We start from the raw sequence: 23,668 nt of genomic DNA, 5'->3' as shown, positions 1-23,668 counted from the left end.
CTCGCTCAGCGGCCGGGCACCAGCCTCAAACGGGTGATCTCGGAGGGTGCTGCAAGCCTCAGCGGCGGTCCCCAATAGCCGGTGCCGCGGCTGGTATAGACCCAGAGATCGCCGAGCTTTGCCAGCCCGTGAACGAAGGGCTGCTGCAGCCGCACGAAGAACATCCATGGCAGGAACTGGCCGCCATGCGTATGACCGGAGAGCTGCAGCGTGAAGCCTGCCTCGGACGCCGCTGCGGCGCTGCGCGGCTGGTGGGCCAGCAGCAGCCGGAAGGGCACATCGGGCGCGCCGTCGATCGCCTTTGCCGGATTACTCTCATGCGCCGGATCGAAGTGACCGCCGCCGTAATCCGTGACCCCGGCGACCACCGCGCGGGCCGTACCGTGGTCGATCACCACATGCTCGTTCATCAGCACGTTCAGCCCGAGGCGGCGGAACTCGGCGATCCAGGGATCGGCGCCGGAATAGTATTCGTGATTGCCGGTGACGAAGAAGGCGCCGTGGCGGGCGGACAGCGCCCTCAGCGGCTGCGTATGCGACAGCAGCTGTGAGACGGAACCATCGACCAGATCGCCGGTGACGGCGATCAGATCCGGCTCCAGCGCATTGACCGATGCAACGATGCGCTCGACATAGCCGCGCTTGATCGTCGGGCCGATATGGATGTCGCTGACCTGGACGATGGTGAAACCATCGAGATCGTCATCGAGCCCCGCTATCGGCACATCGACCGTCTTCACCGGCGCGACGCGGCGGGCGTAATAGAGCCCGAGCAGGCTGAGCGCCAGTGCCAGGACGGGAACGGCTACGGCGCTATAGGCGGTAAGCGGCGGGAGCGCCTGCGTATTTCCGGTCATCCAGGAGAAGATATTGGCGGTGATCAGAATGATGTCGCGCAGCACCGTCAGCGCCAGCAGCGACGAAAAGAAGCCCATCGCCGAGAGGCCCGCCCAGGCAATCCGGTCGGAAAGCGGCTGCCGGGCAATGAGCCGGGCCGACATGCCGAGCGGGATCAGGATGAGCGATACGAGAAGGAAGACCACCGCGAACCAGGTGACCCAGCTACCTGCCGGGACGGCGGAGGTCAGCCGGATGCCGACATAGAGATGCAGCAGGATGCCGAACGTCAGGACGCGGGCGAAAAACGAGATCGGGAGCATGGTGGCCTTGGAGCAGGGGACGGGCGGTATCCCATCCTATATGTGAGGGCCGCCTGCATTATGCAAAGGGGCTCGAAGCGAGGCCGGCAGGACCGGCCCCGCATTGATCGGGAGCGATGTCAGCCCGCGGCCGCCATGGCCGCCTCAAGGCTGCGGCCATCATTGGCCCAGAGATGCTCGATCTGCTGTGCCGTCGGGTCCGGGAAGATGTAGGCATCGCCGTTTTCGAGGCCGCGAACGATGTTGGCGGCAGCATGCTCCGGCGTCACCTTCTGCAGCGGGATATGCTTGGCGAGGTCGGTATCGATCGGGCCTGGATAGATGCCGATGACATCGATGCCCGAAGGCTTCAGCGTGCCGCGCAGCGTCTGCGTCAGGGAGTGGAGCGCCGCCTTCGAGGCAGAGTAGCTGCCGAGCGGCGGAGCGGAAACGAGGCCGACGATGCTGACGACATTGACGACCGTGCCCGAACCGCGGGCGGCAAAACCCGGCACGAAAGCGCGGATGACGCGGAGCGTGCCGTGATAATTGGTCTCCATGTCACCGTTCAGCTCCTCATGCGAGCTGGTGATGAAATCGTTGAAGGCCAGGCTACCGGCATTGTTGAGCAGCACATCGACATCCGGAGCGGCGGCGAGCGCCTGCGCCACGGAGGCGTCGCTGGTGACGTCGAGCTGCAGCGGCACGACGCGCTGATCGCCGAAATCGGGAAGCGAGGCAAGATTGCGGGCGGTGGCGTAAATCTTCTTGACGCCGGCTCCGAGCAGTTCGCGCACGGTTGCCGCGCCGATGCCGCGGTTGGCGCCTGAAACGAGGACGACCTTATTCTTCAGTGACATGACATTCCTTCCCGAGCGTTGCTTCGGCAAATGGGGCAAGATGTAAACCGATCTGTTTACACCAAGGGTGAGATAAACAGATCTGTTTACCTTGTCAACGTGATTTGCTAATAGGTCTCTGAAACGCAGGGAAGGTGATGATGTCCGCGACGACCGCGATGCCGGCGAAAAAGCTTGAAATCCTGAAGCTCGCCTTCGAGCGCTTCTATGACGGCGGCTTCCATGCCACCGGCATCGACAGCGTCATGGCCGAAAGCGGCATCTCGAAGCGCACGCTCTACAAGTATTTTCCGTCAAAGGAGGATCTGATCGAGGCGGTGCTCGATTATTACGGCGAGGGCATTGCCGACGCCTATTTCGCACCGGCCCTTGCTGCCGATAGCGATCCGCGCGCCCAGATCCTTGCCTGTTTCGACAGCCGCCGCGTAATGCTGGAGGCCGACCGGCGCGGTTGCCTCGGCGTGCGCGCCTCGCAGGAATATGCCGGCAAGCATGAGGGTATCGCCGCCCGTGGCGAAAGGCTCGGCTACTATGTCGAGCAGCGCTTCATCGAGATGTGCGCCCGCTTCGGCGCCGCCGATCCGAGTGCCCTTGGAAAGCAGATCGCCGTACTGTTTCAGGGGGCGCTGGTGATGGCGCAGGTCTGCCGCAACTCCGATCCCTTCGCCTCTGCCACGCTTGCCGTCGGCACCCTGCTCGACAATGCGGCGCGGGCCGGGCGAGCCTAGGCCGTGTCCAGCGCCATGACGAGGCTGGCGTTCTGCCCGCCGAAGCCGAAGGAGTTCGAGAGGACGGCGGAGACCTGCTTGTCGCGCTTGCGGTTCGGCACCACGTCGAGCGCGATCGCCGGATCGGGATTGGCGTAGTTGATCGTCGGCGGCAGCGTGCCGGTCAGCATCGTCTGCAGCGAGAAGACGGCCTCGACGGCGCCCGCCGCGGTCAGCGTATGGCCGATCATCGACTTGTTGGACGATAGCGGAATGCCCGCGAGCGCATCGCCGAAGACCGCCGACATCGCGCCATATTCCATCTTGTCGTTCTCGGGCGTCGAGGTTCCGTGGGCGTTGATATAGCCGATGCCGCTTTCATCGAGACCGGCATCGGCGAGAGCCGCGCGGATCGTTGCGATGGCCGGGCCGCCATCGGGTGACGAGCGGGTGCGATGGAAGCTGTCGGCCTTGTCGCCTGCGCCCTTCATGATGCCGAGGATCCTTGCGCCGCGGGCAACGGCGGCTTCCAGCGATTCCAGCACCAGCGTGGCGGCGCCTTCCGCAATGACGAAGCCGTCGCGATCCTTACTGAAGGGCTTGGAGGCCTTGCTCGGCGGGTCGTTCTGGGTCGAGAGAGCGGAGAGCAGCGAGAAGCGGATCAGCGCTTCGGCGCTGAGCGAGCCATCGGTCGCGACCGTCAGCGCCCGCTCGGTGCGGCCCTGGCGGATGGCCTCGATGCCGAGCTGGATGGCGGTGACGCCAGATGCGCAGGCCGTCGACAGCGTCACCGGCAGGCCGCGGGTGCCGAAGCGATCCGACAGCCGCTCGGAGATCGCGCCGAAGAGTGCGGCCTCGTAGAAATCAGGATCGTTTTTTGAACGCATCGCGGCGAGGAAGCGCTTGTAGCCGTCGCCCGGATGACCGGATGGCGGCGCGCGGTCGGCGAGTTCGAACCGGGCGCTCCACTCCGGCTCGATCGGCGGAGCCGCCAGAAACAGCGGGCCGTTGAAATCGCCGGAGAGGCCGGCCTGCGCCAACGCTTCGATCGTCGTTTCGCGGGCGAAGGCATAGGCGCGCTCGACGGCGTTCGGCGCGGGAGTGCCGATGAAATCGACGGTGCCGGCGATCCGGGTCGAGAGCCCTTCCGTCGGGAAGCGGGTGATCTCGTGAATGCCTGAGGTTCCCGATGTCAGGGCATCCCAATTGTCCTTCATGCCCTGACCGAGCGAGGTGATGATGCCCATGCCGGTGACGGCGACAACCGGGCGGCCGAGGTGATCCCTGTAAGCTGTCATTTCATTGCTCCTGATCAGTGACCGCCGCCGCCTGGCTGCGCGCCCTTCGGCGGGGTGACGTTGCGCAACAGCGGCACGAGCGCGGTGGCGAAGACGAAGGCGACCATGATCACCCGGAAGGCATCGGCATAGGCCATGGTCGAGGCTTCGCGATAGGCGAGCTTGAAGAGTTGCTTCAGCGCTGCGGTATGGCCGTCATTGATGCTTCCGGCGACCTCCGAATAACGCTGGGCAACGCCGCCCGTCAGCCGCTCCATGGCGCCGTTTGCGGGCGTCAGGTTGGAGGCGATGGCGTTGAAATGCATGTTGGTGCGGTTGTTGATGATCGCCGCGCTGACGGCGATGCCGACGGCGCCGCCGAGATTGCGCATCATGTTGAACAGGCCGCTTGCATATTTCAGCCGTTCCGGCGGCAGGCTGCCGAGGCCGAGCGTGACGCTCGGCGCCACCGCGAAGACCTGCGGGAAGCCGCGGAAGACCTGCGGCCAGAACAGCTCGTCGCCGCCCCAGTCATGGGTAATGTAGCTGAAGCCCCACATGGAAATGCCGAAGGAGGCAAGGCCGAACATCATCAGCCAGCGGATGTCGTAGCGCTTGGCGAGCATGATGTAGAAGGGCACGCCGATCATCGATGCGGCGCCCGTCGAGAAGACGGCAAGTCCCGTCTCCCAGGCATTGAAGCCGCGCACATAGCCGAGAAACAGCGGTGTCAGGTAGATGGTCGAGAAGATGCCGATGCCGGTGACGAAGGAGAGCAGGCAACCGATCGCGAAATTGCGGTTTCCGAAGGCGCGCAGATCCACGACCGGCTTCGAGTAGGTGAGGCTGCGGATGAAGAACAGCAGGCTGGAGATGGCGGCGACCGTCGCGGTCGTGCGGATCGTCTGGTCGTCGAACCAGTTGGCGCGCGTTCCTTCTTCGAGCGTGTATTCCAGCGTCCCGAGCGCGATCGCCATCAGCACGATGCCGGGATAATCGGCCTCCTTGAGGAGCTTCAGGTCGGGCTCGTCGATCTTCACGAGGATGGCGACGAGGACGGCAATCAGCGCACCGGGCACGACGTTGATGTAGAACAGCCAGTGCCAGTTCCAGGTATCGGTGATCCAGCCGCCGATGACCGGTCCGAGCGTCGGCGCGACCGAGGCGATGGTGCCGACGACGGCTGCGGCATAGACCCGCCGCGGGCCGTCGAAATAGTGGAAGGACGAAGTGAAGACGGTCGGGATCATCGAGGCGCCGAGCAGGCCCTGCAGGGCGCGGAAGACGATCATGCTGTCGATGTTCCAGGCGAGCCCGCAGAGCATGCTGGTCATGGTGAAACCGGCAGCCGAGGCGGCAAACAGCCAGCGTGTCGAGAACACGCGCGTCAGCCATCCCGATAGCGGGATGACGATGATCTCGGCGATCAGATAGGCGGTCTGTACCCAGCTGATCTCATCCTGCGAGGCCGACAGACCGCCGCCGATATCCTGCAGAGAGGAGGCGACGATCTGGATGTCGAGCAGGGCGATGAACATGCCGAAGCACATCACCACGAAGGGCAGCAGACTGCGAACCCAGCTTTGCTGGGCAGGCGTGACGGGGGCTGTCATTGTCCACTCCTGTCAGGGGCGTGTGTCGACCGTGACTGTCGTCGACAGGCCGGGGCGCAGCACCTGATCCTTGAGAGAAGCATCGTCGAGCGTGACGCGAACCGGCACGCGCTGGACGATCTTGGTGAAGTTGCCGGTGGCGTTTTCCGGCGGGATGACGCTGAAGGTGGCGCCGGTCGCCGGCGCGATGCTGGTGACGGTGCCGTTCAGATCATGGCCGGGATAGATGTCGGCGACGACGGTGACCTTCTGGCCGGACTTGATGACGGCGAGCTGGTCTTCCTTGAAGTTGGCGTCGATCCATAGGCCCTTGTCCGGGATGACGCTGAGCAGATAGCTGCCATCGGAGACGAAGGCGCCGATCTGGGCGGCGCGGTTGCCGACATAGCCGTCAACCGGCGAGCGGATCTCGGTGTAGCCGAGGTTCAGCCGGGCCGTCTCGACATCGAGCTTGGCGCCTTCGAGCGCCGACTCGCCCTGGGTGATCTGGGTGTTCAGCACCTGGATTTCCTGCCGCGCCGCGGTGAGCCCGGCCTCGGAGGCGTTGACGGCGGCTTTGGCCTGCATGTCGGCCATCACCGCCTTCTGGGCGTTCTGCTCGGTGCCGGTGCTCTGGCTGGCGAGGTTCTTGTAGCGGACGGCGTCGATCTCGGTGAAATCCGCGGCCGCCTTCTTGGCTTCGAGATCAGCTTCGGCCTGCTTCACCAGCGAGGCCTGCATGTCCGACTGGGCGTGCAGATTGTCGAGGCTGGCCTGCTGTTCGCGCACGGCGGCTTCGGCGCGGTCGAGCGCCGTCTTGAAGGTGCGGTCGTCGAGGCGCACGAGCAGCTGCCCGGCGCTGACATGCTGGTTGTCGCCGACGAGCACGGCCTCGATATGGCCGGAAACGCGCGGCGAGAGCGCCGTGGTATTACCGCCGATATAGGCGTCGTCGGTGGTCTCCAGGAAGCGGCCGGTCTGCGACCAGTAGTAGCCGTACCAGCCGGCGCCGCCTGCAATGGCGATGAGGGCAAGAATGCCGAGCGGGCGCTTCAGGCTTCTCTTCGGCTTCAGGGCAACGGCACCCTGCGTGAGTTCGGATTCAGTCACGACCTTATTCATGGCCATGCTCCAGTCTTATTGTTCTTGGTTGGAAAGGGGCGGACGCTCGATCAGCGCCGTGCCCGGCGCCTCCGAACGGAAGGGGTAGCGGGCCTGCAGCGTCTCGCCGGCGGCGGGACCCGCAGCAACGTCATATTGCGGCTTGGCCAGCGGGTTGCCGGTATTGCGGTCGACCAGCACGGGATCGGCCCAGGCGCCGCTCTCCTTGTCGACGATGACAAGGCTCGGTCCTTCCGGCGCAAAGTTGCGGTTGCTCCAGGCGATCATCGACCAGATCACCGGCCGGAAATCTTCGCCGCAGGCCGTCAGCACATATTCGAAACGCTGCGGCCGCTCCTGATATTGCCGGCGTTCGAACAGCCCGGCTTTCACCAGAGCATCAAGGCGGCGGGTCAGCGTTGCGGTGGCGATGCCGAGGCTCTTCTGGAAATCGTCAAATCTCGTCACACCGCGCATGGCGTCGCGAAGGATGAGGATACTCCACCATTCGCCAACGCGATCGAGGCTGCGGGCCACCGGGCACTGCATGGATTTGAAGCTCTTATTCTGCATCTCGCCACCTAGTAGCTTTCATCATTGAAGTTACGATACGCCGACCAATTGCATTTTGCAAGCGGTTCGTGACCGGTCGCTTAAACAGGGTAAATTCGACGGCGTCGAAGCCCGGAAATCATGGCTGGGATACGGATGAAAATTTCAGACATCAAACCGGATGTTTGTAATTTTTCATATTGACAGCATGATGAAAAAAAATGAACATGTGACCATAGCTTCAGAAAAAAAGGGAACAGCTATGGACACGACACCGGTATTTTCCGGCTTCATTGATGAGTTTGGGCTTTGGACGGAAGAGCAGCGCGAAGCGGCGCGCGACATTGCGGCGCTGGTCGATAGCGGCAAGCTGAAGACCTTCCGCGTCTCGGTGCCGGATGCGCAATCCAAGCTGCGGTCCAAGACGCTGCTGCCCGATGCCTTCAAGTCGGCGCTGCGCGATGGTGTCGAGTTTACCAGCGCATTCTTCAGCTTCGATTCCGCCGAAGGTGTCGCCTACAATCCCTTCGGCAAGAGCGGCGGCATCGGCCTCGACGAGATGCATGGCTTCTCGAACGCGATCCTCGTTCCCGATCCGCTGACCTTCCGCGTGCTGCCCTGGGCGCCGACTGTCGGTTGGGTGCTCTGCGATATTCATCTGCGCAGCGGCAAGCCGGTGCCCTTCGATGCGCGCCACCAGCTGAAGTCGTCGATCTCCCGGCTGAAGACGCTCGGTTTCGAGCTGGTCACCGGTCTGGAAGTCGAATTCTACGTGACCCGCGTGCTCGACCAGAATCTCGGCGAAGAGCATATGGGCGGGCTCGGCGTGCCGCCGACGCCGCCGACGGTCGAGGCGCTCTGGCGCGGTTTTGCTTATATGTCCGAGGACCAGCAGGACCGGATCAGCGAGATTACCGATTCCCTGGCCGACAACTGTCTCGGTCTCGGCCTGCCGCTGCGCACCATGGAAGACGAGATGGGGCCGGGGCAGCTGGAATTCACCTTCGACGTTCAGGATCCGCTGAAGGCTGCCGATTCCATGGTGCTGTTCCGCTCGATGGTGAAGCAGACCATGGCCCGCATGGGCCTGCACGCCACCTTCATGACCCGGCCGATCTTCCCGAGCTTCGTGGCATCCGGTTGGCACCTGCACCAGAGCCTGTCGTCGCCCGGCAATCGCAATGCCTTCGTCGCCGCGCCGGGCACCAACGAGCTGCTTTCCGCAACCGGTCAGGCCTATGTCGCCGGTCTCCTGGAGCACGCAGTCGAGGCTTCGGTCTTCACCACGCCGACGGTTAACGGTTACCGTCGCCGCAAGCCGAATTCGCTGGCGCCGGACCGCTCCACCTGGGGCTATGACAACCGCGCCGCCATGGTCCGCGTTCAGGGCCGGCCCGGCCACCGCTCGTCGCATATCGAAAATCGCATCGGCGAGCCGGGTGCCAACCCCTATCTCTATATCGCCTCGCAGATCCTCAGCGGCTGCGACGGCCTGGAGCGGCAGCTCGACCCCGGTCCGGTCGAGGCCAGCCCCTACGAGGCGGCGCACCGGCCGAAGCTGCCGACCAATCTGATGGAAGCGACGGCTGCCCTCGACAAGAGCCAGTTCTTCAGAGCGGCGATGGGCGATCAGTTCATCGATTGGCTGGTCGGCATGAAGAAGAGCGAAATCAACCGCTTCCTCGCAGCCGAGCCCGACTGGGAGAAGAACCCCGATGCCGTGACCCAATGGGAGCACCGTGAGTATTTCACGCGCTACTGAGACGGCAGCAACAAAGGAAAATTGACGTGAACGTTCACACTGCAACAAGGGGCTTCGGTCATCTGATCGAAGACCGGCGGGTTCACCGTACCCTTTATACAGACGCCAGCATCTTCAATCTCGAGATGAGCCGCATCTTCGGAGGCACCTGGACGTATCTCGCTCACGCCAGCGAGCTGCCGAACCCGAACGATTTCGTGCGCAAGCGGCTCGGCCTGCGCCCGGTCATCGTCACCCGGGATCGCGAGGGCAAGTTCCACGGCCTCCTGAACCGCTGCACCCATCGCGGCGCGACGATCTGCCGGCAGGACGAGGGCAATGCGCGCCGCTTCACCTGTCCCTATCACAACTGGTCGTTCACCAATACCGGCGAGCTTGCCGCCGTGCCGATGGAGGAGGGCTACGGCCCGTCCTTCGACAAGAGCGAGCTCGGCCTCGGCAAGCTGCGCGTCGAGAGCTATCGCGGCTTTATCTTCGGCACGTTCAATCACGACCTGCCCGACCTGAAGACCCATCTCGGCCCTTCGGTGCAGCTGCTCGACGAGTGGCTCGACCGCTGGCCGGGCGCCGAGATCCAGCTGCGCCGCGGCGCCCACAAGCTGATGTGCGCCGGCAACTGGAAGCTCATCTACGACAACGCTGCCGACGGCTATCATCCGGGCTTCTCGCACGCCTCGCTGCTGCGCATGCGCAAGGATCGCTATGGCGGCGGCGTCGACATGCAGTGGACGCTGGGCAACGTCGACGACGGCCTGCAGACGGTTGCCGATACCGGCAATGGCGGTACCTTCATCGACCAGCGCGCCGAGATCACCCGCTACTGGGACCAGTCTGCGCCGATGCCGGGCGAGGATGCCTATGCGCGCATCATCCGCGAGCGTCTGGGCGAGAAGGGCGAGGACGCGCTCGACGTCGTCATGGGCTCGGGCATGAACCTGAACATTTTCCCGAACCTCCTGATCATCGGCAACCAGATCCAGGTTCTCGAACCGCAGAGTGTCAACCAGACCCATATCAACTGGTATGCGACGGCGCTCGTCGCCGACGATCTGCCGGATGAGGTGAATTCGCTGCGCATGCGCCTGCAGGAGGATTTCCCCTCCTTCGGCGAGCCGGACGATCTCGCCAATTTCGAAGAATGCCAGGCCGGCCTCGAAATCGAGGAAGTCGCCTGGGTTCAGACCAGCCGCCATCTCGATACCGGCAAGGAATATATCGGCGCCAAGGGCATGCTGACCGGCCCGGTTTCCGACGAGCTGCCGCTGCGCGTCTTCTGGCGCGAATGGCTGAAACGCATGGAATCCGGCAACGCATGGGTGGCGCAATGAACATCAAGACAGACCCGATGCAGGGCGGCTTCACGCTCGAAGATATCCTGCGCGACACGCTGGATTCGACCTATATGGACGATGCCTATTACGCCAAGCTGCGTCATGACATGGTCGAGTGGGACGGCAAGGGCATGCTGCTCAGCGAAGCCGAGCGGCATATCTACGAGGCGCTGATCATCGAGGAAAACTGGCTGCTCGACCGGCGCGCCTTCGAGCGCTGGTATCAGCTCTACAGCCGCAAATGCGTCTACTGGGTTCCGGCTGTCGGCGATCTGCCCGATCCGGTGAGGGCCGATCCCCAGCGCCAGGTGACGATCGCCTTCGACGACCGCCGCCGTCTCGGCGACCGCATCGTCTGGCTGCGCACTGGCGTTGCCTATTCCCAGCTTCCGCCCTCCTACACCTCGCATATCAGCACGGCCTTCGTGCGGATGCCGTCGGAGAACAAGTCGGAAGTGAAGGTGCGCTCGCAGTTCCTGATCCAGGAGATGCGCGCCGGCCACGAGATCCAGACCTTCAGCGGCTGGATGGGGCACGTCTTCGTCGAAGAGGACGGGATCACCAAGATCGACCGCAAGGTCGTCTGCCTGCTCGATGCCCCGCGCAGCCACCACAACATGACGTTCCTGCTGTGAGATAAGATGATGAACGCCTCTGCTGCAGCCTTCAGAATGCCCCCAGAAACCGCGGTCGCGCCGAAGTTCCGTCTGCGGCTCACCGTGCAAAACAAGGAGGCTGCAGCCGATGGCATCGTGAGGCTGCGGCTTGCCGGGGCGGACCTTCCGGCTTGGGAGCCGGGAGCCCATATCGAGCTTGCGCTTCCCGGTGGATTGGCGCGCGCCTATTCGATCGTCTCTGGCGATCCAGGCCGCAGCTACGAGCTGGCGATCCTGCGCGAACCGCAGAGCCGCGGCGGCTCGCAATATGTTCACGAACAGCTGCTGCCGGGCGATACCGTTTTTACCACCGAGCCGAAGAACTCTTTCGCTCTGGAACCGGCCGGGTATCATGTCTTCGTCGCCGGAGGGATCGGCATCACCCCGATCCTGCCGATGATCGACAGGTTGAAGCAGGAGGGAAGACCCTGGCGGCTCTACTATCTCGGCCGCTCGCGCGGGCGGATGGCCTATCTGGAGACGGTCGCCGGCCTCTCGCCGGCAGATCCTGATCAGGCCGGTATTCACATCGATGATGAGGGTACGAGCATCGATCTTGCGGCGCTGGTTGATGGCCTGCCGGATGGAACGGCCGTCTACACCTGCGGTCCGAACGGGCTGATGGACGCGCTGGCAGCGCAGGTCGCGCGCCGCCCGTCGATCCATCTCCACATGGAGCGCTTCGGCCGCGCCGAGATCGCTGTCGCGGCAGATGTCGAGGCGATCGCCGACGATGCCACGCAGCAGGCTTGCGATGCCGATGGAGCTTTCGAGGTCGAGCTGCGCAAGACCGGCGCGACGGTCACCGTCGGCAAGGGCCAGACGATCCTCGAATGCGCCCGCACCGTTCGCCAGGGCCTGTCCTTTTCCTGCGCCGACGGCTATTGCGGCACCTGCGAGACGGCCGTGCTTGCCGGGCTGCCTGAACATCGCGATACGGTGCTGACCGATGAGGAGCGGCAGGCAAACCGGACGATGATGATCTGCGTTGGCCGATCGAGAACGCGCAAGCTGGTGCTCGACCTCTAGCACCTGGGACCGATCGCGTTCGGTCTCCGCGCCTTCCGGTTCGTCTCGATATTCGTCCGGCCGGGCTTGCCGCAGGCCGGGCGGTCGAATACAACCGAAGCGGCAATGGTAGCGAAAAAAGGCGGAATGACAGAGAAAGACGGAGCCGATGGGACTGTTTCACAGCGCATCAGGGTGCTTCGCGATCGCTTGCCGCCAGCCGAACTCGCCGTAGCCAATTCGATCTCCGAAAATTACCCGATGGGCGGCCTCGTGCCGATCGTCCAGCTTGCCGCCAATGCCGGAACAAGCCCGCCGACCGTCGTCCGCTTCGTCCGCAAGATGGGTTTCGAAGGCTATCCGGAATTCCAGGAAGCGCTGCGCCAGGAAGCCCAGAACCGGCTGTTCTCGCCGGTTGGCAGCTATCCCAACAATCGCGCCTCGTCGGATGAATCCTCGCCCGCCGGGCAGGCGCAGCTCGTCTATCTTGAAAGTATCCGCAACACGTTCGCCTCGCTCAGCGATGACGAGATCGCCAATGCTGTGCGGCTGCTCTGCGACCGGGAACACGATATCGTCGTGGTCGGTGGCCGTTTCAGTCAGGTTCTGGCGCAACAGCTTTATCGCTACCTGTCGATCCTGCGCCCGCAAGTGCGTCTTTCGGTGCCTGATATTCATAGCCTCGTCGACATCAGTCCCTCGACCGTTGCCGTGATCTTCGACTTCCGCCGCTACCAGCAGACGACGATCAATTGGGGCATCGAGGCGATCAACAAGGGCGCCAAGATCATTCTGGTCACGGACCAGTATCTCTCACCGCTTGCCTCCAAGGCAACGGCGCTGCTGACCGCCAGCAACAAGGGCCTGGAACCCTTCGATTCCATGACCGCAGCCTTCGCGCTGACCGAGCTCTTGATATCCGAAACCGCAAGGACGCTCGGAGAACCCGCCCGCAGCCGCCTGACGGAATTCGTTCAGCGGCAGGATGACGAAGACCGGTTGATTCTCAAGTTCGAACCGCCGGTTCGCGATTAGGACCGATATACTCGGCTCAACCTGAACTGAATGTCGATCGGTCCTAGCCTTTCGGCCTCGTTTCGCGCAATGACGGCTTGCCGTCCGCAGTCGCACGTTCGAGCGCCCGGATATGGGCGTCGAGCAGCGAGACCGCAGCGTGATAATCCCGCTTTCTCAGCGCATCGACGATCTGCCGGTGGGCGATGCTGGATCCCGGCCGCCAGCCGGCCGAGCGGGTTGCCGAGAAGATGATGCGCGAGTTGGCGAGCTGTAAGTCGTCGAGCATCGCCAGCAGCCTCGGCATGCGGCATGCGCTCACCAGTTCGCGGTGGAAGACGCGGTTGGCGCTCTCCCATTCGGCGATGGTCTCGGCCTTGTCGCCGGCCGCCAGCGCCAGCTCGATCCGCTCAAGCGCCGCCGCATTGATCCGCGGGGCGGCATGCCGCAGCGCCAGCGCCTCCAGCGCGGCGCGGATCTCGACGGTTTCCTGAATCGAGGCCTGATCCAAGGGGGCGACGCGCATGCCGCGGCGCGGCAGGCTGACGGCAAGCCCCTGGGCGCGAAGCAGCTGCAAGGCCTCGCGGGCGGGCACATGGCTGGCGTCGAATTCCTCGGCGATATGATCCTGCCGAAGCGGCGTTCCGGCCGCCAGTTCTCCCGAAACAATTCTCTCCCCGATCACTCGGGCCATGCGTTCTGCAACAGTTTCAGCCATAGCATATCCATAGATAATCTATTAAAAAATAGATTGATTGAGTCAAAATCGGCCGATAGCCTTTTCGATAGGCAGCATAATTATAGATAATCTATAATTCAATGAGTTTTGTGCGTTGCCTTGAGACCGATAGAGAGGAAGGCGACATGCTGAAAACTGAAGTGGCGATGGCAGCGGAGCGCGGATCTGCCGAAGGCCGTTGGACGCTGGATTCGGCGCGGGAACTCTATGACCTGCCCTTCAACGACCTGCTTTACCGGTCGCATGGCGTTCATCGCGCCAACTTCGATCCGAATGAGGTTCAGCTCAGCAAGCTGCTCAACATCAAGACCGGCGGCTGTCCCGAGGATTGCGGCTATTGCAGCCAGTCGGCGCATGCCTCGGGTCTTGCTGCCTCCAAGCTCATGAAGCTCGACGACGTCATGTCGGAGGCCCGCAAGGCCAAGGAGAGCGGCGCCACCCGCTATTGCATGGGCGCTGCCTGGCGCAGCCCGAAGGCGCGGGACGAGGCGGCGATCGTCGCCATGGTCAAGGGCGTGAAGTCGCTCGGTCTCGAAACCTGCATGACCCTCGGAATGCTCTCGCCCGAGCAGGCGGAAACCTTCGCCGACGCCGGTCTCGATTATTACAATCACAACGTCGACACCTCGGAGCGCTTCTATCCCGAAGTCATCACCACCCGCAGCTTCTCCGATCGCCTTGAGACCCTGGCGCATGTGCGCGATGCCGGCATCAAGGTCTGCAGCGGCGGCATTCTCGGCATGGGCGAGACGGTCGATGATCGCATCGACATGCTGGTGACGCTCGCCAATCTGCCGGAGCCGCCCGAGAGCGTGCCGATCAATCTGCTGATCCCGATGCCGGGAACCAGGATGGCCAATGTCGATCCCGTCGACCCGATCGAGTTCATCCGCATCATCGCGCTGGCGCGGCTGATGATGCCGGCGTCCTCCGTCCGCCTGACGGCGGGGCGCACCGCCATGAGCGACGAGATGCAGGCGCTGTGCTTCTTTGCCGGCGCCAACTCGATCTTCATCGGCGATACGCTGCTGACGGCGGCCAACCCTGGTAATGATCGGGATTCGAACCTGCTCGCCCGGCTCGGCATGACCGCTACCAGCCTGGAGATCCCGGGTGAGTGCTGACCGGCTTGCCCGCTACGGCGCGGCGCTCGGCCAGCTTCGCCAGAAGGGCCGGTTGCGCGCGCTGAAGCGCGATACCGGCGCCGACTTCACCTCCAACGACTATCTGGGGCTGGCCGCGTCGGCGGAGATGCGCGATGCATTGTTCGCCGCGATCGAACGCGGCGTTCCCGCGGGTGCGGGTGGATCGCGCCTACTGCGTGGTAATCATGCCGAGCATGAGGCGCTCGAGGAAGAGGCGGCCGCCTTCTTCGGCTGCGAGCGGATGCTCTATTTCGGCAGCGGCTATGCCGCCAATCTGGCGATCCTCTCGACCTTGCCGCAGCGCGGCGATCTCATCGTCTACGATTGCCTCGTCCACGCCAGCGCCCATGAAGGAATGAAGGCGGGGAAGGCCGAGATGGCCGCAGTGCCGCATAATGATCCCGATGCGGTCGAGGATGCGATCCGCGCTTGGCGCGCCGCTGGCGGCACCGGCTTTCCCTGGATCGTCGTCGAAAGCCTCTATTCGATGGATGGTGACCGCAGCGCGCTCTCCGAGCTTCTCACTATCGCCGATCGCCACAATGGCTTTCTCTTCATCGATGAGGCGCATGCAACGGGCGTGCATGGCAGAGGTGGGATCGGCTATTCGGCCGGGTTCGAAGGCCGCGACAACGTCATCGTTCTCCATACCTGCGGCAAGGCGTTGGGTTCGGCTGGCGCGCTTGTCGGCGCCAATCGCGTGCTCTGCGATTTCCTCGTCAATCGGGCGCGTCCTTTCATCTATTCGACGGCGCCGTCTCCGCTGCAGGCGGCCAGTGTGCGCCATGCGCTCGGCATTCTCGCCAGTGAGCCGGAGCGGCGCAGCCGGCTGCATGCGCTGATCGACTATGCCAATGGCGAATTTTCCGGCCGCTTCGGCATGCCAGCAAGCGGCACGCAGATCCTGCCTGTCATCATCGGCGACAACAGCCGCACCATCCGCATCGCGGAGCGGATGCAAGCCAGAGGCTTCGACATCCGGGCGATCCGCCCGCCGACCGTGCCTGCGGGCACGGCCAGGCTCCGCATCACGATCACGCTCAATGTCGATAGGCCCGCCATTGCGCGAATGATGGATGGATTGGCAGAGGCGATGGAAGAGGAAAGAGCATGAGCAGGTACTTCGTTGTCACCGGAACAGATACCGGCATCGGCAAGACCGTCTTTTCGGCGGCGCTGGCAGGCGCGCTCGATGGCTATTACTGGAAGCCGGTGCAATCGGGCCTCGATGAGGAGACGGATAGCGAGACCGTGAGGCGGCTATCCGGTCTGTCGGCGGAGCGGATATTCCCGGAAGCCTGGCGCCTGCAGACGCCGGTCTCGCCGCACCTCTCGGCCGAGATCGATGGCGTGGCGATCGATCCCGATGCGCTTCGGCTTCCTGAGACCGACGGTCTCCTTGTCGTCGAAGGCGCCGGCGGGCTGCTCGTGCCGCTGACCCGGCAAAGCACCTACATCGACGTCTTCGCCCGCTGGGGCCGGCCCGTCATTCTCTGCGCGCGCACCGGGCTGGGCACGATCAATCACACGCTGCTTTCCGTCGAGGCATTGCGCCAGCGGCGCATCCCGATCGCCGGAATAGCCTTCATCGGTGAGGAGCGCTCCGACACGCAGGCGATCATTGCCGAGATGAGCGGCGTGCCGGTCCTCGGCCGTCTGCCGGTGCGCGATGTGTTGACACCGGAGAACCTGCGCCGGGCGTTCAGGGATCATTTCGATCTCTCGCTCCTTCAGGAAAAGGCTGCCGCATGACCGGCATTGCGAAGACATCGCCGGTCTGGCACCCGTTCAGCCAGCACAAGCTCGAACCGGCTTTCAAGAAGATCGTCAAAACCGAAGGCGCCTATCTGATCGACGAGGACGGGCGCTCTGTTCTCGATGCGATTTCCTCCTGGTGGGTGATCACCCATGGGCATCGCCATCCCGTGATCACCGAGGCGATCCGGCTTGCGGCGGAGCGCTACGACCAGATCATCTTTGCCGAATATACCCACGAGCCGGCTGAAGAATTGGCGAAAGGGCTGATCGAACTTGCGCCGCCTGAAATGGCGCATGTCTTCTATTCCGATAGCGGGTCGACAGCGGTCGAAGTCGCGCTGAAGATGGCGCTCGGATTCTTCCACAATAACGGCGCGGCGCGCTCGCGCGTCGTCGTCATGGAGCACGGCTACCACGGCGATACGATCGGCACGATGTCCGCAGGCGAACGCGGCGTCTTCAACGCCGCCTATGCGCCGCTGCTCTTCAATGTCGACACGATCCCCTTTCCGGAACCCGGCCGCGAGCAGCAGACGCTCGATGCCCTCGATCGGTTCTGCCGCGGTGGTGACGTCGCAGCCCTGTTGATCGAGCCGCTGGTCCTCGGCGCTGGTGGCATGAAAATGTATCCGGCTCATCTTCTGGCGGAGTTCCGGCGCATCACTCAGCGATACGGGACGCTGCTCATCGCCGACGAGGTGATGACCGGATGGGGGCGGACGGGATCGCTGCTCGCCTGCGATAAGACCGGTCTCGCGCCCGATATCCTCTGCCTGTCGAAGGGTATCACCGGCGGCGCCCTGCCGCTGGCGGTCACCCTGTGCACCGCCGATATTTTCGACGCGCACCTCTCCGAAGACCGTCGCCGGACCTTCTTCCATTCGAGCTCCTATACGGCCAATCCGATCGCCTGCGCCGCCGCCGTCGCCAACCTCCAGATCTGGCGTACCGAACCGGTCGCCAAGCGCATCGAGGCCGTGGCGGCAATGCATCGCGACAGGCTGGCGCGGTTTCGCTCGGATCCGCGTTTCGTCAATATCCGCCAGCAGGGCACGATTGCGGCGCTCGATCTCGCGGCCGATACGACGGGCTATCTCTCGGAAGTCGGGCCGCGCCTCAGAGCCTTCTTCCGCCAGCGCGATCTCCTCATCCGCCCGCTCGGCAATGTCATCTATCTGATGCCGCCCTACTGCGTGACCGAGGCGGATCTCGACAGGGCCTACAACGCCATCGACGAGGCCGCCGATTTCATCAGGAGCGCGGCGCGATGACGGTTGCCAGCCGGATGGCGGGTTTCGGGCATTACGTGCCCGAGCGGCGCGTCGACAATTTGGAGCTCGAGCTGCAGCTGGGTCTCGACGCCGGCTGGATCGAACGGCGCACCGGCATCCGCTCGCGGCGCTGGGCAGCAGCGGGAGAAGCGCTGACGGATATTGCGGCGAAAGCAGGCGAGATGGCTCTTCAGGAAGCTGGCGTGGATCGCAAGACCGTGGCGCTGACGCTGCTTGCAACATCGACGCCGGATCATCTCCTGCCGCCATCGGCACCGCTGCTGGCATTCCGCCTTGGCCTCTCCGCCTCGGGCGCGATCGACCTTGCGGGCGCCTGCTCCGGCTTTCTCTACGCGCTGGTGCTCGCCGACGGTTTCGTCAGGGCGCATGGCAAGCCGGTGCTGGTCGTTGCCGCCAACATCCTGAGCCGGCGTATCAACATGAAGGAGCGGGGTACGGCCGCAGTCTTTGCCGATGCCGCCGGCGCCGTCCTGCTGATGCCGTCGGCCGTGCGGGATAGCGGTGTGATCGGTGTCGAGCTTATTCAGGAGGGGCAGAACTACGATCTGATCCAGATCCCCGCCGGTGGCAGCGCGCGCCCCTTCGAGCCCGGTTTCGATATCGGCGTTTGCGCATGACGATGCGCGACGGCAAGGCGGTCTTCGCGCACGCCGTGCGGATGATGACGCAATCGGCGGCACGGGCGATGGAGCAGGCGGGGCTTGCGGCACAGGACATCGGCCGCTTCGCACCGCATCAGGCCAATTCCCGCATCATCGATGCGGTCTGCGACCAGCTTTCGATTACGCCGGATGCGGCGCTGCGTACCATCGGCGAGTTCGGCAATTCGTCGGCGGCGACCATCCCGCTGTCGCTCTCGCTGGCCAACAAAGAGCGGCACTTTGCTTCCGGCGAGTGCCTGCTGTTGGCGGCGGCCGGCGCTGGCATGGCCGGTGGGGCTGTTGCCTTCCGCGTTGCCTGACTAGCGCGAAATCCGCGTCGAAAGGATGATCGACGAGAGCGTCCGCTCGACGCCCTCGATCGTGCCGATATCGTCGATCATCTGGTCGAGCTCCGAGATCGACGGTGCGGCGATAATGGCGATCAGGTCGAAGCTTCCGCTGACGGAATGCACCTCGGTTACGGCCGTCATCTTTTCCAGCGACGCCGTCACCTGCGACAGCGCCTTCGGCGCAATGGTGATCAGGATATGCGCACGCACCAGGCTGGACGCATAGCTCTCCGACAGCCGGATCGAATAGCCGGCGATAACCTTGTCTCTCTCGAGACGTTCGAGGCGGGCCTGGACGGTGGTGCGCGACAGCGACAGCCGCTTGGCGAGAGTCGCGACCGGCATCCGGGCATTTTCGCTGAGCACGGCGAGCAGCTCGCGATCTTTGTCAGATAGTGCCATGCTTCCCACAATCTGCCGATCATCTCCGGCATTATGCCGAATTATCTACGTCATATTGCTCATAATGTCGCTATGAATCGTCCTGCCTCGGCGGCAAACTTATAAAAATCTTATAGGAAAACCCCAGGGGATTTATATGAAGGAAATAGTGGTTATCGGTGCTGGCAAGATCGGCGGAGCGATTGCGCTGATGTTGGCGGAGACGGGCGACTACAAGGTCGTGGTCACCGATCGCGACGAGAAGCAGCTTTCGAAGATCGACCGCCATCCGGCGATCTCGACCGCAGCCGTCGACATCACCGATAGCGCCGCGCTGGTCGCCGTCCTCAAGGGCAAGTTCGCCGTTCTCTCGGCCGCCCCCTTCAACCTGACCGGCAAGGTTGCCGAAGCTGCGCTCGCAGCTTCCGTCCACTATCTCGATCTCACCGAAGATGTCGCCACGACCAAGAAGGTCGAAGAGCTTGCGAATGGTGCCGATGTCGCCTTCATTCCGCAGTGCGGCCTGGCGCCGGGCTTCATCTCGATCGTCGCCAATGAGCTCGCCACCCGCTTCGACACGCTCGACAGCGTTCGCATGCGCGTCGGCGCCCTGCCGCAATATCCGTCCAATGCCCTGAACTATAATCTGACCTGGAGCACGGACGGGCTGATCAACGAATATATCGAGCCCTGCGAAGCTGTCGTCGAAGGCAAGCTCGTGACGGTTCCGGCGATGGAAGAGCGCGAAGAGTTCTCGCTCGATGGCGTCACCTACGAAGCCTTCAACACGTCCGGCGGCCTCGGCACGCTGGCGAAGTCGCTCGAGGGCCGCGTACGGACCATGAACTACCGCACGATCCGCTATCCCGGCCATCAGGCGATCATCAAGGCGCTGCTGAACGACCTCAACCTGAAGAACCGCCGTGACGTCCTGAAGGATCTCTTCGAGAACGCGCTTCCGGCCACCATGCAGGACGTCGTCGTGATCTTCGTCACCGTCTGCGGCTGGAAGGATGGCCGCTACATGCAGGAGACCTACGCGAACAAGGTCTATGCAGGCGTCGTCGCCGGCAAGAAGATGAGCGCGATCCAGATCACCACGGCAGCCGGCATCACCACGGTTCTCGATCTCCTCGCAGACGGCAAGCTCCCGCAGAAGGGCTTCGTTCGCCAGGAAGAGATCACGCTCGCCGACTTCCTGAACAGCCGCTTCGGCCGTGTCTATGATCCGGAAGCGATGCGCCTGAAGCAGGCGATGTAATCCTGCGCTGAGCAGGTAGGAACGCCCGGCCGCGAAAGCGATCGGGCGTTTTTTATTGCCTAGTTGACCAACTGGCTGAGAATTTCGAGCGGGTGAGGCGGGCGGATGGCGTCGATCGCCTTTGCCTGTGAGCGGCAGGAATAGCCGGTCACCATGACGACGGTGTCATCCGAAGCGGCGGCGATGGGGCCGGCCCAGCTCATCGCATAGAGCTGTTCCGAGACGGCGCGGTTGCGGGTCTCGTGGCCGAAGGTTCCGGCCATGCCGCAGCACCCGGCCTGGATGGTTTCAAGCTTGATCTGGACGGCGTCGAAGACGGCTTTCCACTGTGCCGTCGAGGCCGGAGCATTGCTGCGTTCGGTGCAATGCGGCAGCAGCTGGAAGCGCCTGCCGGAGGGCGTCGTGATGTTTTTCGCCAGCCGCTCGAGATTGGCGGCCAGCCATTCCTGCGGCAGCAGCACCGGTGCGGAGAGTGCGGTGCCCTTGTATTCGCTGCGGAAGGCGAGCGTCATGGAGGGATCGAGGCCGACAAGCGTCACGCCGGTCTCCGCGAGCCGCTGCAAATGGTTCGCGGTCTTGAGGGCCGCCTTCTCGAACTGGCCGAGATAGCCGTGAACATGCAGCGCCTTGCCGTTGACATGCGATGCGGCAAGCAGCGGCGAAAGCCCCATCTTCTGCGCCAGCTTGATCGCGGCGATCACCACGTCGGGATCGAAAGACGCCGTGAAGGCATCCGGCACGAAGACGACGATGGCCTGCCGCTCCGCGGCGGAGAGCTTGGCAATGGCCTCCGGGTCCGCAGTGGCGATGCCGAGACGGCTTGCCGCCGTCTGCAGCGAGGTCTTCGGCAGCAGCGGAAGCGATGTCAGGCCGGCAGTCCGCATCAGGCGCTGGCCGAGAGCTGTTCCGGCGGCGAGATTGTAGAGCGGCCTGACCCTTCTCATCCACGGCAGAGTGGTCTCGATCGCCGAGACGAGCGGGTCCTTCAGCGGCCGCAGGTAGCGGCCATAGTAAAGCTCAAGGAACTTGGAGCGGAAGGCGGGGACGCTGACCTTCACGGGACATTGCCCGGCGCAGGCCTTGCAGGCGAGGCAGCTGTCCATCGCCTCGCGCACCTCATGGGAAAAGTCGGCGCGGTTTTTGGGATTGAGGCTGTTGAAGAGGCGCGCCGGAAGACGGGCAAACGAGTTGCCGCTCCGCAGACGTCCGGCTTCCTTGCGGGGATCGATACCCTTCTCGGAGAGCAGCCGCAGCCATTCCCGCATCAGCATGGCGCGGCCCTTCGGCGAGAACCGCCGGTCGCGCGTGGCCTTGTAGGACGGGCACATCGGGCTCGTCTCGTCGAAATCGAAACAGGCGCCGTTGCCGTTGCAATAGGCGGCATTGTCGAAGGCAGCGCGGATCTCGTTGCCGATCACCCGGTCGGATGCACCGCGCAACGGCACCTCGTCGATCTTCAGGAGAGGGGCGGGAGCCGAGGACGGCGCGGCGATCTTGCCGGGATTGAGCCGGTTTTCCGGGTCGAAGGCGCGCTTGATGTCCTGGAGGTCGGGATAAAGATCACCGAAGAATTCGGGCACGTATTCGGAGCGCACACCCTTGCCATGCTCGCCCCATAAGACGCCGCCATGCTTGCGCGTCAGCGCCACCACGGCATCGCTGATCCGGCGCACCATCGGCACATGATCCTCGCGGGTGAGATCGAGCGCCGGGCGGACGTGGAGCACGCCGGCATCGACATGGCCGAACATGCCGTAGGAGACGCCGGCATCGTCGAGCAGCGCGCGGAACTCGCGGATATAGGCCGCGAGATTCTCCGGCGGCACCGCCGTGTCCTCGACGAAGGCAACCGGCCTGATGGGGCCATCGACATTGCCGAGCAGGCCGACGGCGCGCTTGCGCATCGTCCAGATCGCCTCGATATCCTGGGGATCGCGGGCAACCGTGTAGCCGAGCCGTCCGGCATCCTGCCCCCGATCGAGCGTTTGTGTCAGTGCCGCAAGTTTCTCTTCGAGCCCGGCAGCATCATCGGCAAGCACCTCTACGATGTTGATGCCGTTTGCCGCAACCGCGTCACCCTCCGGGAAGAAGCCGGCGATGCCGGTCCAGACGATGTCCTTCCGGGCGAGACCGAGAACCTTTTCGTCGACGGTCTCGACCGAGGCGACCTTCAGGGCCGTCAGGCTGCGGGCATCCTCGAGCGCCGCGTTGAAGTCGCCATAGCGGATATTGACGAGTGCGGCCTTTGCCGGGATCGGCAGGAGGTTCAGCTCCGCCTCGGCAATCATCGCCAGCGTGCCTTCCGAACCGCAAAGGATGGCGTTCAGGTCAAAACGGCCGTCCTCACGGCGGATATGGGCGAGGTCGTAACCGGTCATATAGCGGTTGAGCTTCGGAAACACCGCGGCGATGCGCTCGCGCTTTTGCCGCGCGATTGTCTCCACCGTGCGGTGGATGTCGCCGATGCGGTCCTGCTGCGCCATGATGCCGGCAAGCTCCGCATCATCCATCGGTCGCGACCACCATTCCGAACCGTCGGTCAGGACGATATGCAGGCCGAGCACGTGATTGGAGGTCTTGCCATAGAGGCAGGAGCCTTGGCCGCAGGCATCCGTCGAGACCATGCCGCCGATCGTCGCGCGGTTCGAGGTCGATAGCTCAGGTGCGAAGAAGAGGCCGTAGGGCTTCAGCGCCCGGTTCAGCTGGTCCTTGACGACACCGGCCTGGACACGGGCGACCCGGCTTGCGGGATCGATCTCCAGAATGCGGTTCATATGCCGGGAACAGTCGACCACCACGCCTGAGGTCAGCGACTGGCCATTGGTGCCGGTGCCGCCGCCGCGGGGTGCGATCGCGATCTTCCGGAAGCGGGGTTCCGAGAGGACGCTGGCGATCACCTTCAGATCATCGACACCCTTCGGAAAAAGGATGCCCGACGGCACGATCTGGTAGATCGAATTATCGGTCGCCGAGACGGTGCGCGAGGCAACGCTCGTTTCCACGTCGCCAGCAAACCCGGCTTCGACGAGACGTTCGAAGAAGCCGGGATGTGATGGCTGCTGACCATGATCGGAGCGAAGACGTGGGATCATTGCCGAGTGG

20 protein-coding genes and 1 pseudogene are annotated in these 23,668 nt (G+C 63.7%); 12 read left to right on the top strand and 9 right to left on the bottom strand.

Features of this window, described 5'->3' with window-relative positions; genetic code table 11:
* Window positions 1-5: 5 nt before the first annotated feature.
* Window positions 6-1,160, bottom strand: a complete 1,155-nt coding sequence (locus ACEN84_RS24670; protein WP_413712018.1) for a metallophosphoesterase — start codon at window positions 1,158-1,160, stop codon at window positions 6-8.
* Window positions 1,161-1,279: 119 nt separating this feature from the next.
* Window positions 1,280-1,999 carry an SDR family oxidoreductase gene (locus ACEN84_RS24665; RefSeq protein ID WP_413712017.1) on the bottom strand — a complete coding sequence of 240 codons (720 nt, stop codon included), beginning with the start codon at window positions 1,997-1,999 and terminating at the stop codon, window positions 1,280-1,282.
* Between the two features lie 140 nt (window positions 2,000-2,139).
* Between ACEN84_RS24665 and ACEN84_RS24660 the strand changes: the two genes are divergently transcribed.
* On the top strand, window positions 2,140-2,727 hold the full coding sequence (locus ACEN84_RS24660; RefSeq protein WP_413712016.1) for a TetR/AcrR family transcriptional regulator: 588 nt from the start codon (window positions 2,140-2,142) through the stop codon (window positions 2,725-2,727).
* On the opposite strand, the gene ACEN84_RS24655 is transcribed toward ACEN84_RS24660, so the two are convergent.
* The 4 genes from ACEN84_RS24655 to ACEN84_RS24640 are packed head-to-tail and all read right to left on the bottom strand — an operon-like array spanning window position 2,724 to window position 7,249.
* On the bottom strand, window positions 2,724-4,004 hold the full coding sequence (locus ACEN84_RS24655) for a beta-ketoacyl-ACP synthase (protein ID WP_413712015.1): 1,281 nt from the start codon (window positions 4,002-4,004) through the stop codon (window positions 2,724-2,726). The genes ACEN84_RS24660 and ACEN84_RS24655 overlap by 4 nt on opposite strands.
* A gap of 14 nt (window positions 4,005-4,018) precedes the next feature.
* A complete protein-coding gene (locus tag ACEN84_RS24650) occupies window positions 4,019-5,596 on the bottom strand; it encodes a DHA2 family efflux MFS transporter permease subunit (protein ID WP_112714615.1) in 1,578 nt (525 codons plus the stop codon).
* A gap of 12 nt (window positions 5,597-5,608) precedes the next feature.
* On the bottom strand, window positions 5,609-6,697 hold the full coding sequence (locus ACEN84_RS24645; protein WP_112714613.1) for an HlyD family secretion protein: 1,089 nt from the start codon (window positions 6,695-6,697) through the stop codon (window positions 5,609-5,611).
* Window positions 6,698-6,712: 15 nt separating this feature from the next.
* Entirely contained in the window at window positions 6,713-7,249 is a 537-nt protein-coding gene (locus tag ACEN84_RS24640) for a winged helix-turn-helix transcriptional regulator (protein WP_112714611.1), read from the bottom strand.
* A gap of 241 nt (window positions 7,250-7,490) precedes the next feature.
* Between ACEN84_RS24640 and ACEN84_RS24635 the strand changes: the two genes are divergently transcribed.
* From ACEN84_RS24635 to ACEN84_RS24615, 5 genes are all read left to right on the top strand, one after another.
* Window positions 7,491-8,990 carry a glutamine synthetase family protein gene (locus tag ACEN84_RS24635; RefSeq protein ID WP_413712014.1) on the top strand — a complete coding sequence of 500 codons (1,500 nt, stop codon included), beginning with the start codon at window positions 7,491-7,493 and terminating at the stop codon, window positions 8,988-8,990.
* Between the two features lie 26 nt (window positions 8,991-9,016).
* Window positions 9,017-10,318: an aromatic ring-hydroxylating oxygenase subunit alpha gene (locus tag ACEN84_RS24630; protein ID WP_246777584.1), complete on the top strand. Its 1,302-nt coding sequence runs from the start codon at window positions 9,017-9,019 to the stop codon at window positions 10,316-10,318.
* Window positions 10,315-10,956 carry an aromatic-ring-hydroxylating dioxygenase subunit beta gene (locus ACEN84_RS24625; RefSeq protein ID WP_413712013.1) on the top strand — a complete coding sequence of 214 codons (642 nt, stop codon included), beginning with the start codon at window positions 10,315-10,317 and terminating at the stop codon, window positions 10,954-10,956. Before ACEN84_RS24630 ends, ACEN84_RS24625 begins: the two co-directional genes overlap by 4 nt.
* A gap of 36 nt (window positions 10,957-10,992) precedes the next feature.
* Window positions 10,993-12,006: a PDR/VanB family oxidoreductase gene (locus ACEN84_RS24620; protein WP_413712012.1), complete on the top strand. Its 1,014-nt coding sequence runs from the start codon at window positions 10,993-10,995 to the stop codon at window positions 12,004-12,006.
* A gap of 126 nt (window positions 12,007-12,132) precedes the next feature.
* Window positions 12,133-13,020 carry a MurR/RpiR family transcriptional regulator gene (locus tag ACEN84_RS24615; RefSeq protein ID WP_199625612.1) on the top strand — a complete coding sequence of 296 codons (888 nt, stop codon included), beginning with the start codon at window positions 12,133-12,135 and terminating at the stop codon, window positions 13,018-13,020.
* Between the two features lie 43 nt (window positions 13,021-13,063).
* Here ACEN84_RS24615 and ACEN84_RS24610 read toward each other — a convergent pair whose 3' ends face one another.
* Complete coding sequence (locus ACEN84_RS24610) at window positions 13,064-13,717, bottom strand: GntR family transcriptional regulator (protein ID WP_413712011.1); 654 nt, start codon at window positions 13,715-13,717, stop codon at window positions 13,064-13,066.
* A 146-nt stretch (window positions 13,718-13,863) separates the two neighbouring features.
* On the opposite strand from ACEN84_RS24610, the gene bioB reads away from it, so the two are divergent.
* From bioB to ACEN84_RS24585, 5 genes and pseudogenes are all read left to right on the top strand, one after another.
* Complete coding sequence (gene bioB, locus ACEN84_RS24605; protein WP_413712010.1) at window positions 13,864-14,862, top strand: biotin synthase BioB; 999 nt, start codon at window positions 13,864-13,866, stop codon at window positions 14,860-14,862.
* A complete protein-coding gene (locus ACEN84_RS24600; RefSeq protein ID WP_413712009.1) occupies window positions 14,852-15,997 on the top strand; it encodes an 8-amino-7-oxononanoate synthase in 1,146 nt (381 codons plus the stop codon). The genes bioB and ACEN84_RS24600 overlap by 11 nt, the downstream gene beginning before the upstream one ends.
* Complete coding sequence (gene bioD, locus ACEN84_RS24595; RefSeq protein ID WP_413712008.1) at window positions 15,994-16,635, top strand: dethiobiotin synthase; 642 nt, start codon at window positions 15,994-15,996, stop codon at window positions 16,633-16,635. The genes ACEN84_RS24600 and bioD overlap by 4 nt, the downstream gene beginning before the upstream one ends.
* On the top strand, window positions 16,632-17,912 hold the full coding sequence (locus ACEN84_RS24590; RefSeq protein ID WP_413712007.1) for an adenosylmethionine--8-amino-7-oxononanoate transaminase: 1,281 nt from the start codon (window positions 16,632-16,634) through the stop codon (window positions 17,910-17,912). Before bioD ends, ACEN84_RS24590 begins: the two co-directional genes overlap by 4 nt.
* Window positions 17,909-18,894 (top strand): annotated as a pseudogene (locus tag ACEN84_RS24585) (beta-ketoacyl-ACP synthase III). The gene ACEN84_RS24590 and the pseudogene ACEN84_RS24585 overlap by 4 nt, the downstream one beginning before the upstream one ends.
* Here ACEN84_RS24585 and ACEN84_RS24580 read toward each other — a convergent pair.
* Window positions 18,895-19,326: an Lrp/AsnC family transcriptional regulator gene (locus tag ACEN84_RS24580; RefSeq protein ID WP_112714591.1), complete on the bottom strand. Its 432-nt coding sequence runs from the start codon at window positions 19,324-19,326 to the stop codon at window positions 18,895-18,897.
* Between the two features lie 136 nt (window positions 19,327-19,462).
* Here ACEN84_RS24580 and ACEN84_RS24575 point away from each other — a divergent pair, with 136 nt between their 5' ends.
* Entirely contained in the window at window positions 19,463-20,566 is a 1,104-nt protein-coding gene (locus ACEN84_RS24575; RefSeq protein WP_199625605.1) for a saccharopine dehydrogenase family protein, read from the top strand.
* Window positions 20,567-20,625: 59 nt separating this feature from the next.
* On the opposite strand, the gene ACEN84_RS24570 is transcribed toward ACEN84_RS24575, so the two are convergent.
* Entirely contained in the window at window positions 20,626-23,658 is a 3,033-nt protein-coding gene (locus ACEN84_RS24570) for an FAD-binding and (Fe-S)-binding domain-containing protein (protein ID WP_413712006.1), read from the bottom strand.
* Between the last annotated feature and the right edge of the window lie 10 nt (window positions 23,659-23,668).

It is taken from the genome of Rhizobium sp. Rhizsp82 (assembly GCF_047325115.1).
GTDB lineage: Bacteria > Pseudomonadota > Alphaproteobacteria > Rhizobiales > Rhizobiaceae > Rhizobium.
Note: the sequence above shows the minus strand (reverse complement) of the source record. Positions and strands in the feature narration are given on the sequence as shown.

What these genes read in the sequence shown, in the direction of transcription:
- ACEN84_RS24670 (WP_413712018.1), bottom strand. Translation starts at nt 1,160, where the DNA reads ATGCTCCCGATCTCGTTTTTCGCCCGCGTCCTGACGTTCGGCATCCTG.
- ACEN84_RS24665 (WP_413712017.1), bottom strand. Translation starts at nt 1,999, where the DNA reads ATGTCACTGAAGAATAAGGTCGTCCTCGTTTCAGGCGCCAACCGCGGC.
- ACEN84_RS24660 (WP_413712016.1), top strand. Translation starts at nt 2,140, where the DNA reads ATGTCCGCGACGACCGCGATGCCGGCGAAAAAGCTTGAAATCCTGAAG.
- ACEN84_RS24655 (WP_413712015.1), bottom strand. Translation starts at nt 4,004, where the DNA reads ATGACAGCTTACAGGGATCACCTCGGCCGCCCGGTTGTCGCCGTCACC.
- ACEN84_RS24650 (WP_112714615.1), bottom strand. Translation starts at nt 5,596, where the DNA reads ATGACAGCCCCCGTCACGCCTGCCCAGCAAAGCTGGGTTCGCAGTCTG.
- ACEN84_RS24645 (WP_112714613.1), bottom strand. Translation starts at nt 6,697, where the DNA reads ATGAATAAGGTCGTGACTGAATCCGAACTCACGCAGGGTGCCGTTGCC.
- ACEN84_RS24640 (WP_112714611.1), bottom strand. Translation starts at nt 7,249, where the DNA reads ATGCAGAATAAGAGCTTCAAATCCATGCAGTGCCCGGTGGCCCGCAGC.
- ACEN84_RS24635 (WP_413712014.1), top strand. Translation starts at nt 7,491, where the DNA reads ATGGACACGACACCGGTATTTTCCGGCTTCATTGATGAGTTTGGGCTT.
- ACEN84_RS24625 (WP_413712013.1), top strand. Translation starts at nt 10,315, where the DNA reads ATGAACATCAAGACAGACCCGATGCAGGGCGGCTTCACGCTCGAAGAT.
- ACEN84_RS24620 (WP_413712012.1), top strand. Translation starts at nt 10,993, where the DNA reads ATGCCCCCAGAAACCGCGGTCGCGCCGAAGTTCCGTCTGCGGCTCACC.
- ACEN84_RS24615 (WP_199625612.1), top strand. Translation starts at nt 12,133, where the DNA reads ATGACAGAGAAAGACGGAGCCGATGGGACTGTTTCACAGCGCATCAGG.
- ACEN84_RS24610 (WP_413712011.1), bottom strand. Translation starts at nt 13,717, where the DNA reads ATGGCTGAAACTGTTGCAGAACGCATGGCCCGAGTGATCGGGGAGAGA.
- bioB (WP_413712010.1), top strand. Translation starts at nt 13,864, where the DNA reads ATGCTGAAAACTGAAGTGGCGATGGCAGCGGAGCGCGGATCTGCCGAA.
- bioD (WP_413712008.1), top strand. Translation starts at nt 15,994, where the DNA reads ATGAGCAGGTACTTCGTTGTCACCGGAACAGATACCGGCATCGGCAAG.
- ACEN84_RS24590 (WP_413712007.1), top strand. Translation starts at nt 16,632, where the DNA reads ATGACCGGCATTGCGAAGACATCGCCGGTCTGGCACCCGTTCAGCCAG.
- ACEN84_RS24580 (WP_112714591.1), bottom strand. Translation starts at nt 19,326, where the DNA reads ATGGCACTATCTGACAAAGATCGCGAGCTGCTCGCCGTGCTCAGCGAA.
- ACEN84_RS24575 (WP_199625605.1), top strand. Translation starts at nt 19,463, where the DNA reads ATGAAGGAAATAGTGGTTATCGGTGCTGGCAAGATCGGCGGAGCGATT.
- ACEN84_RS24570 (WP_413712006.1), bottom strand. Translation starts at nt 23,658, where the DNA reads ATGATCCCACGTCTTCGCTCCGATCATGGTCAGCAGCCATCACATCCC.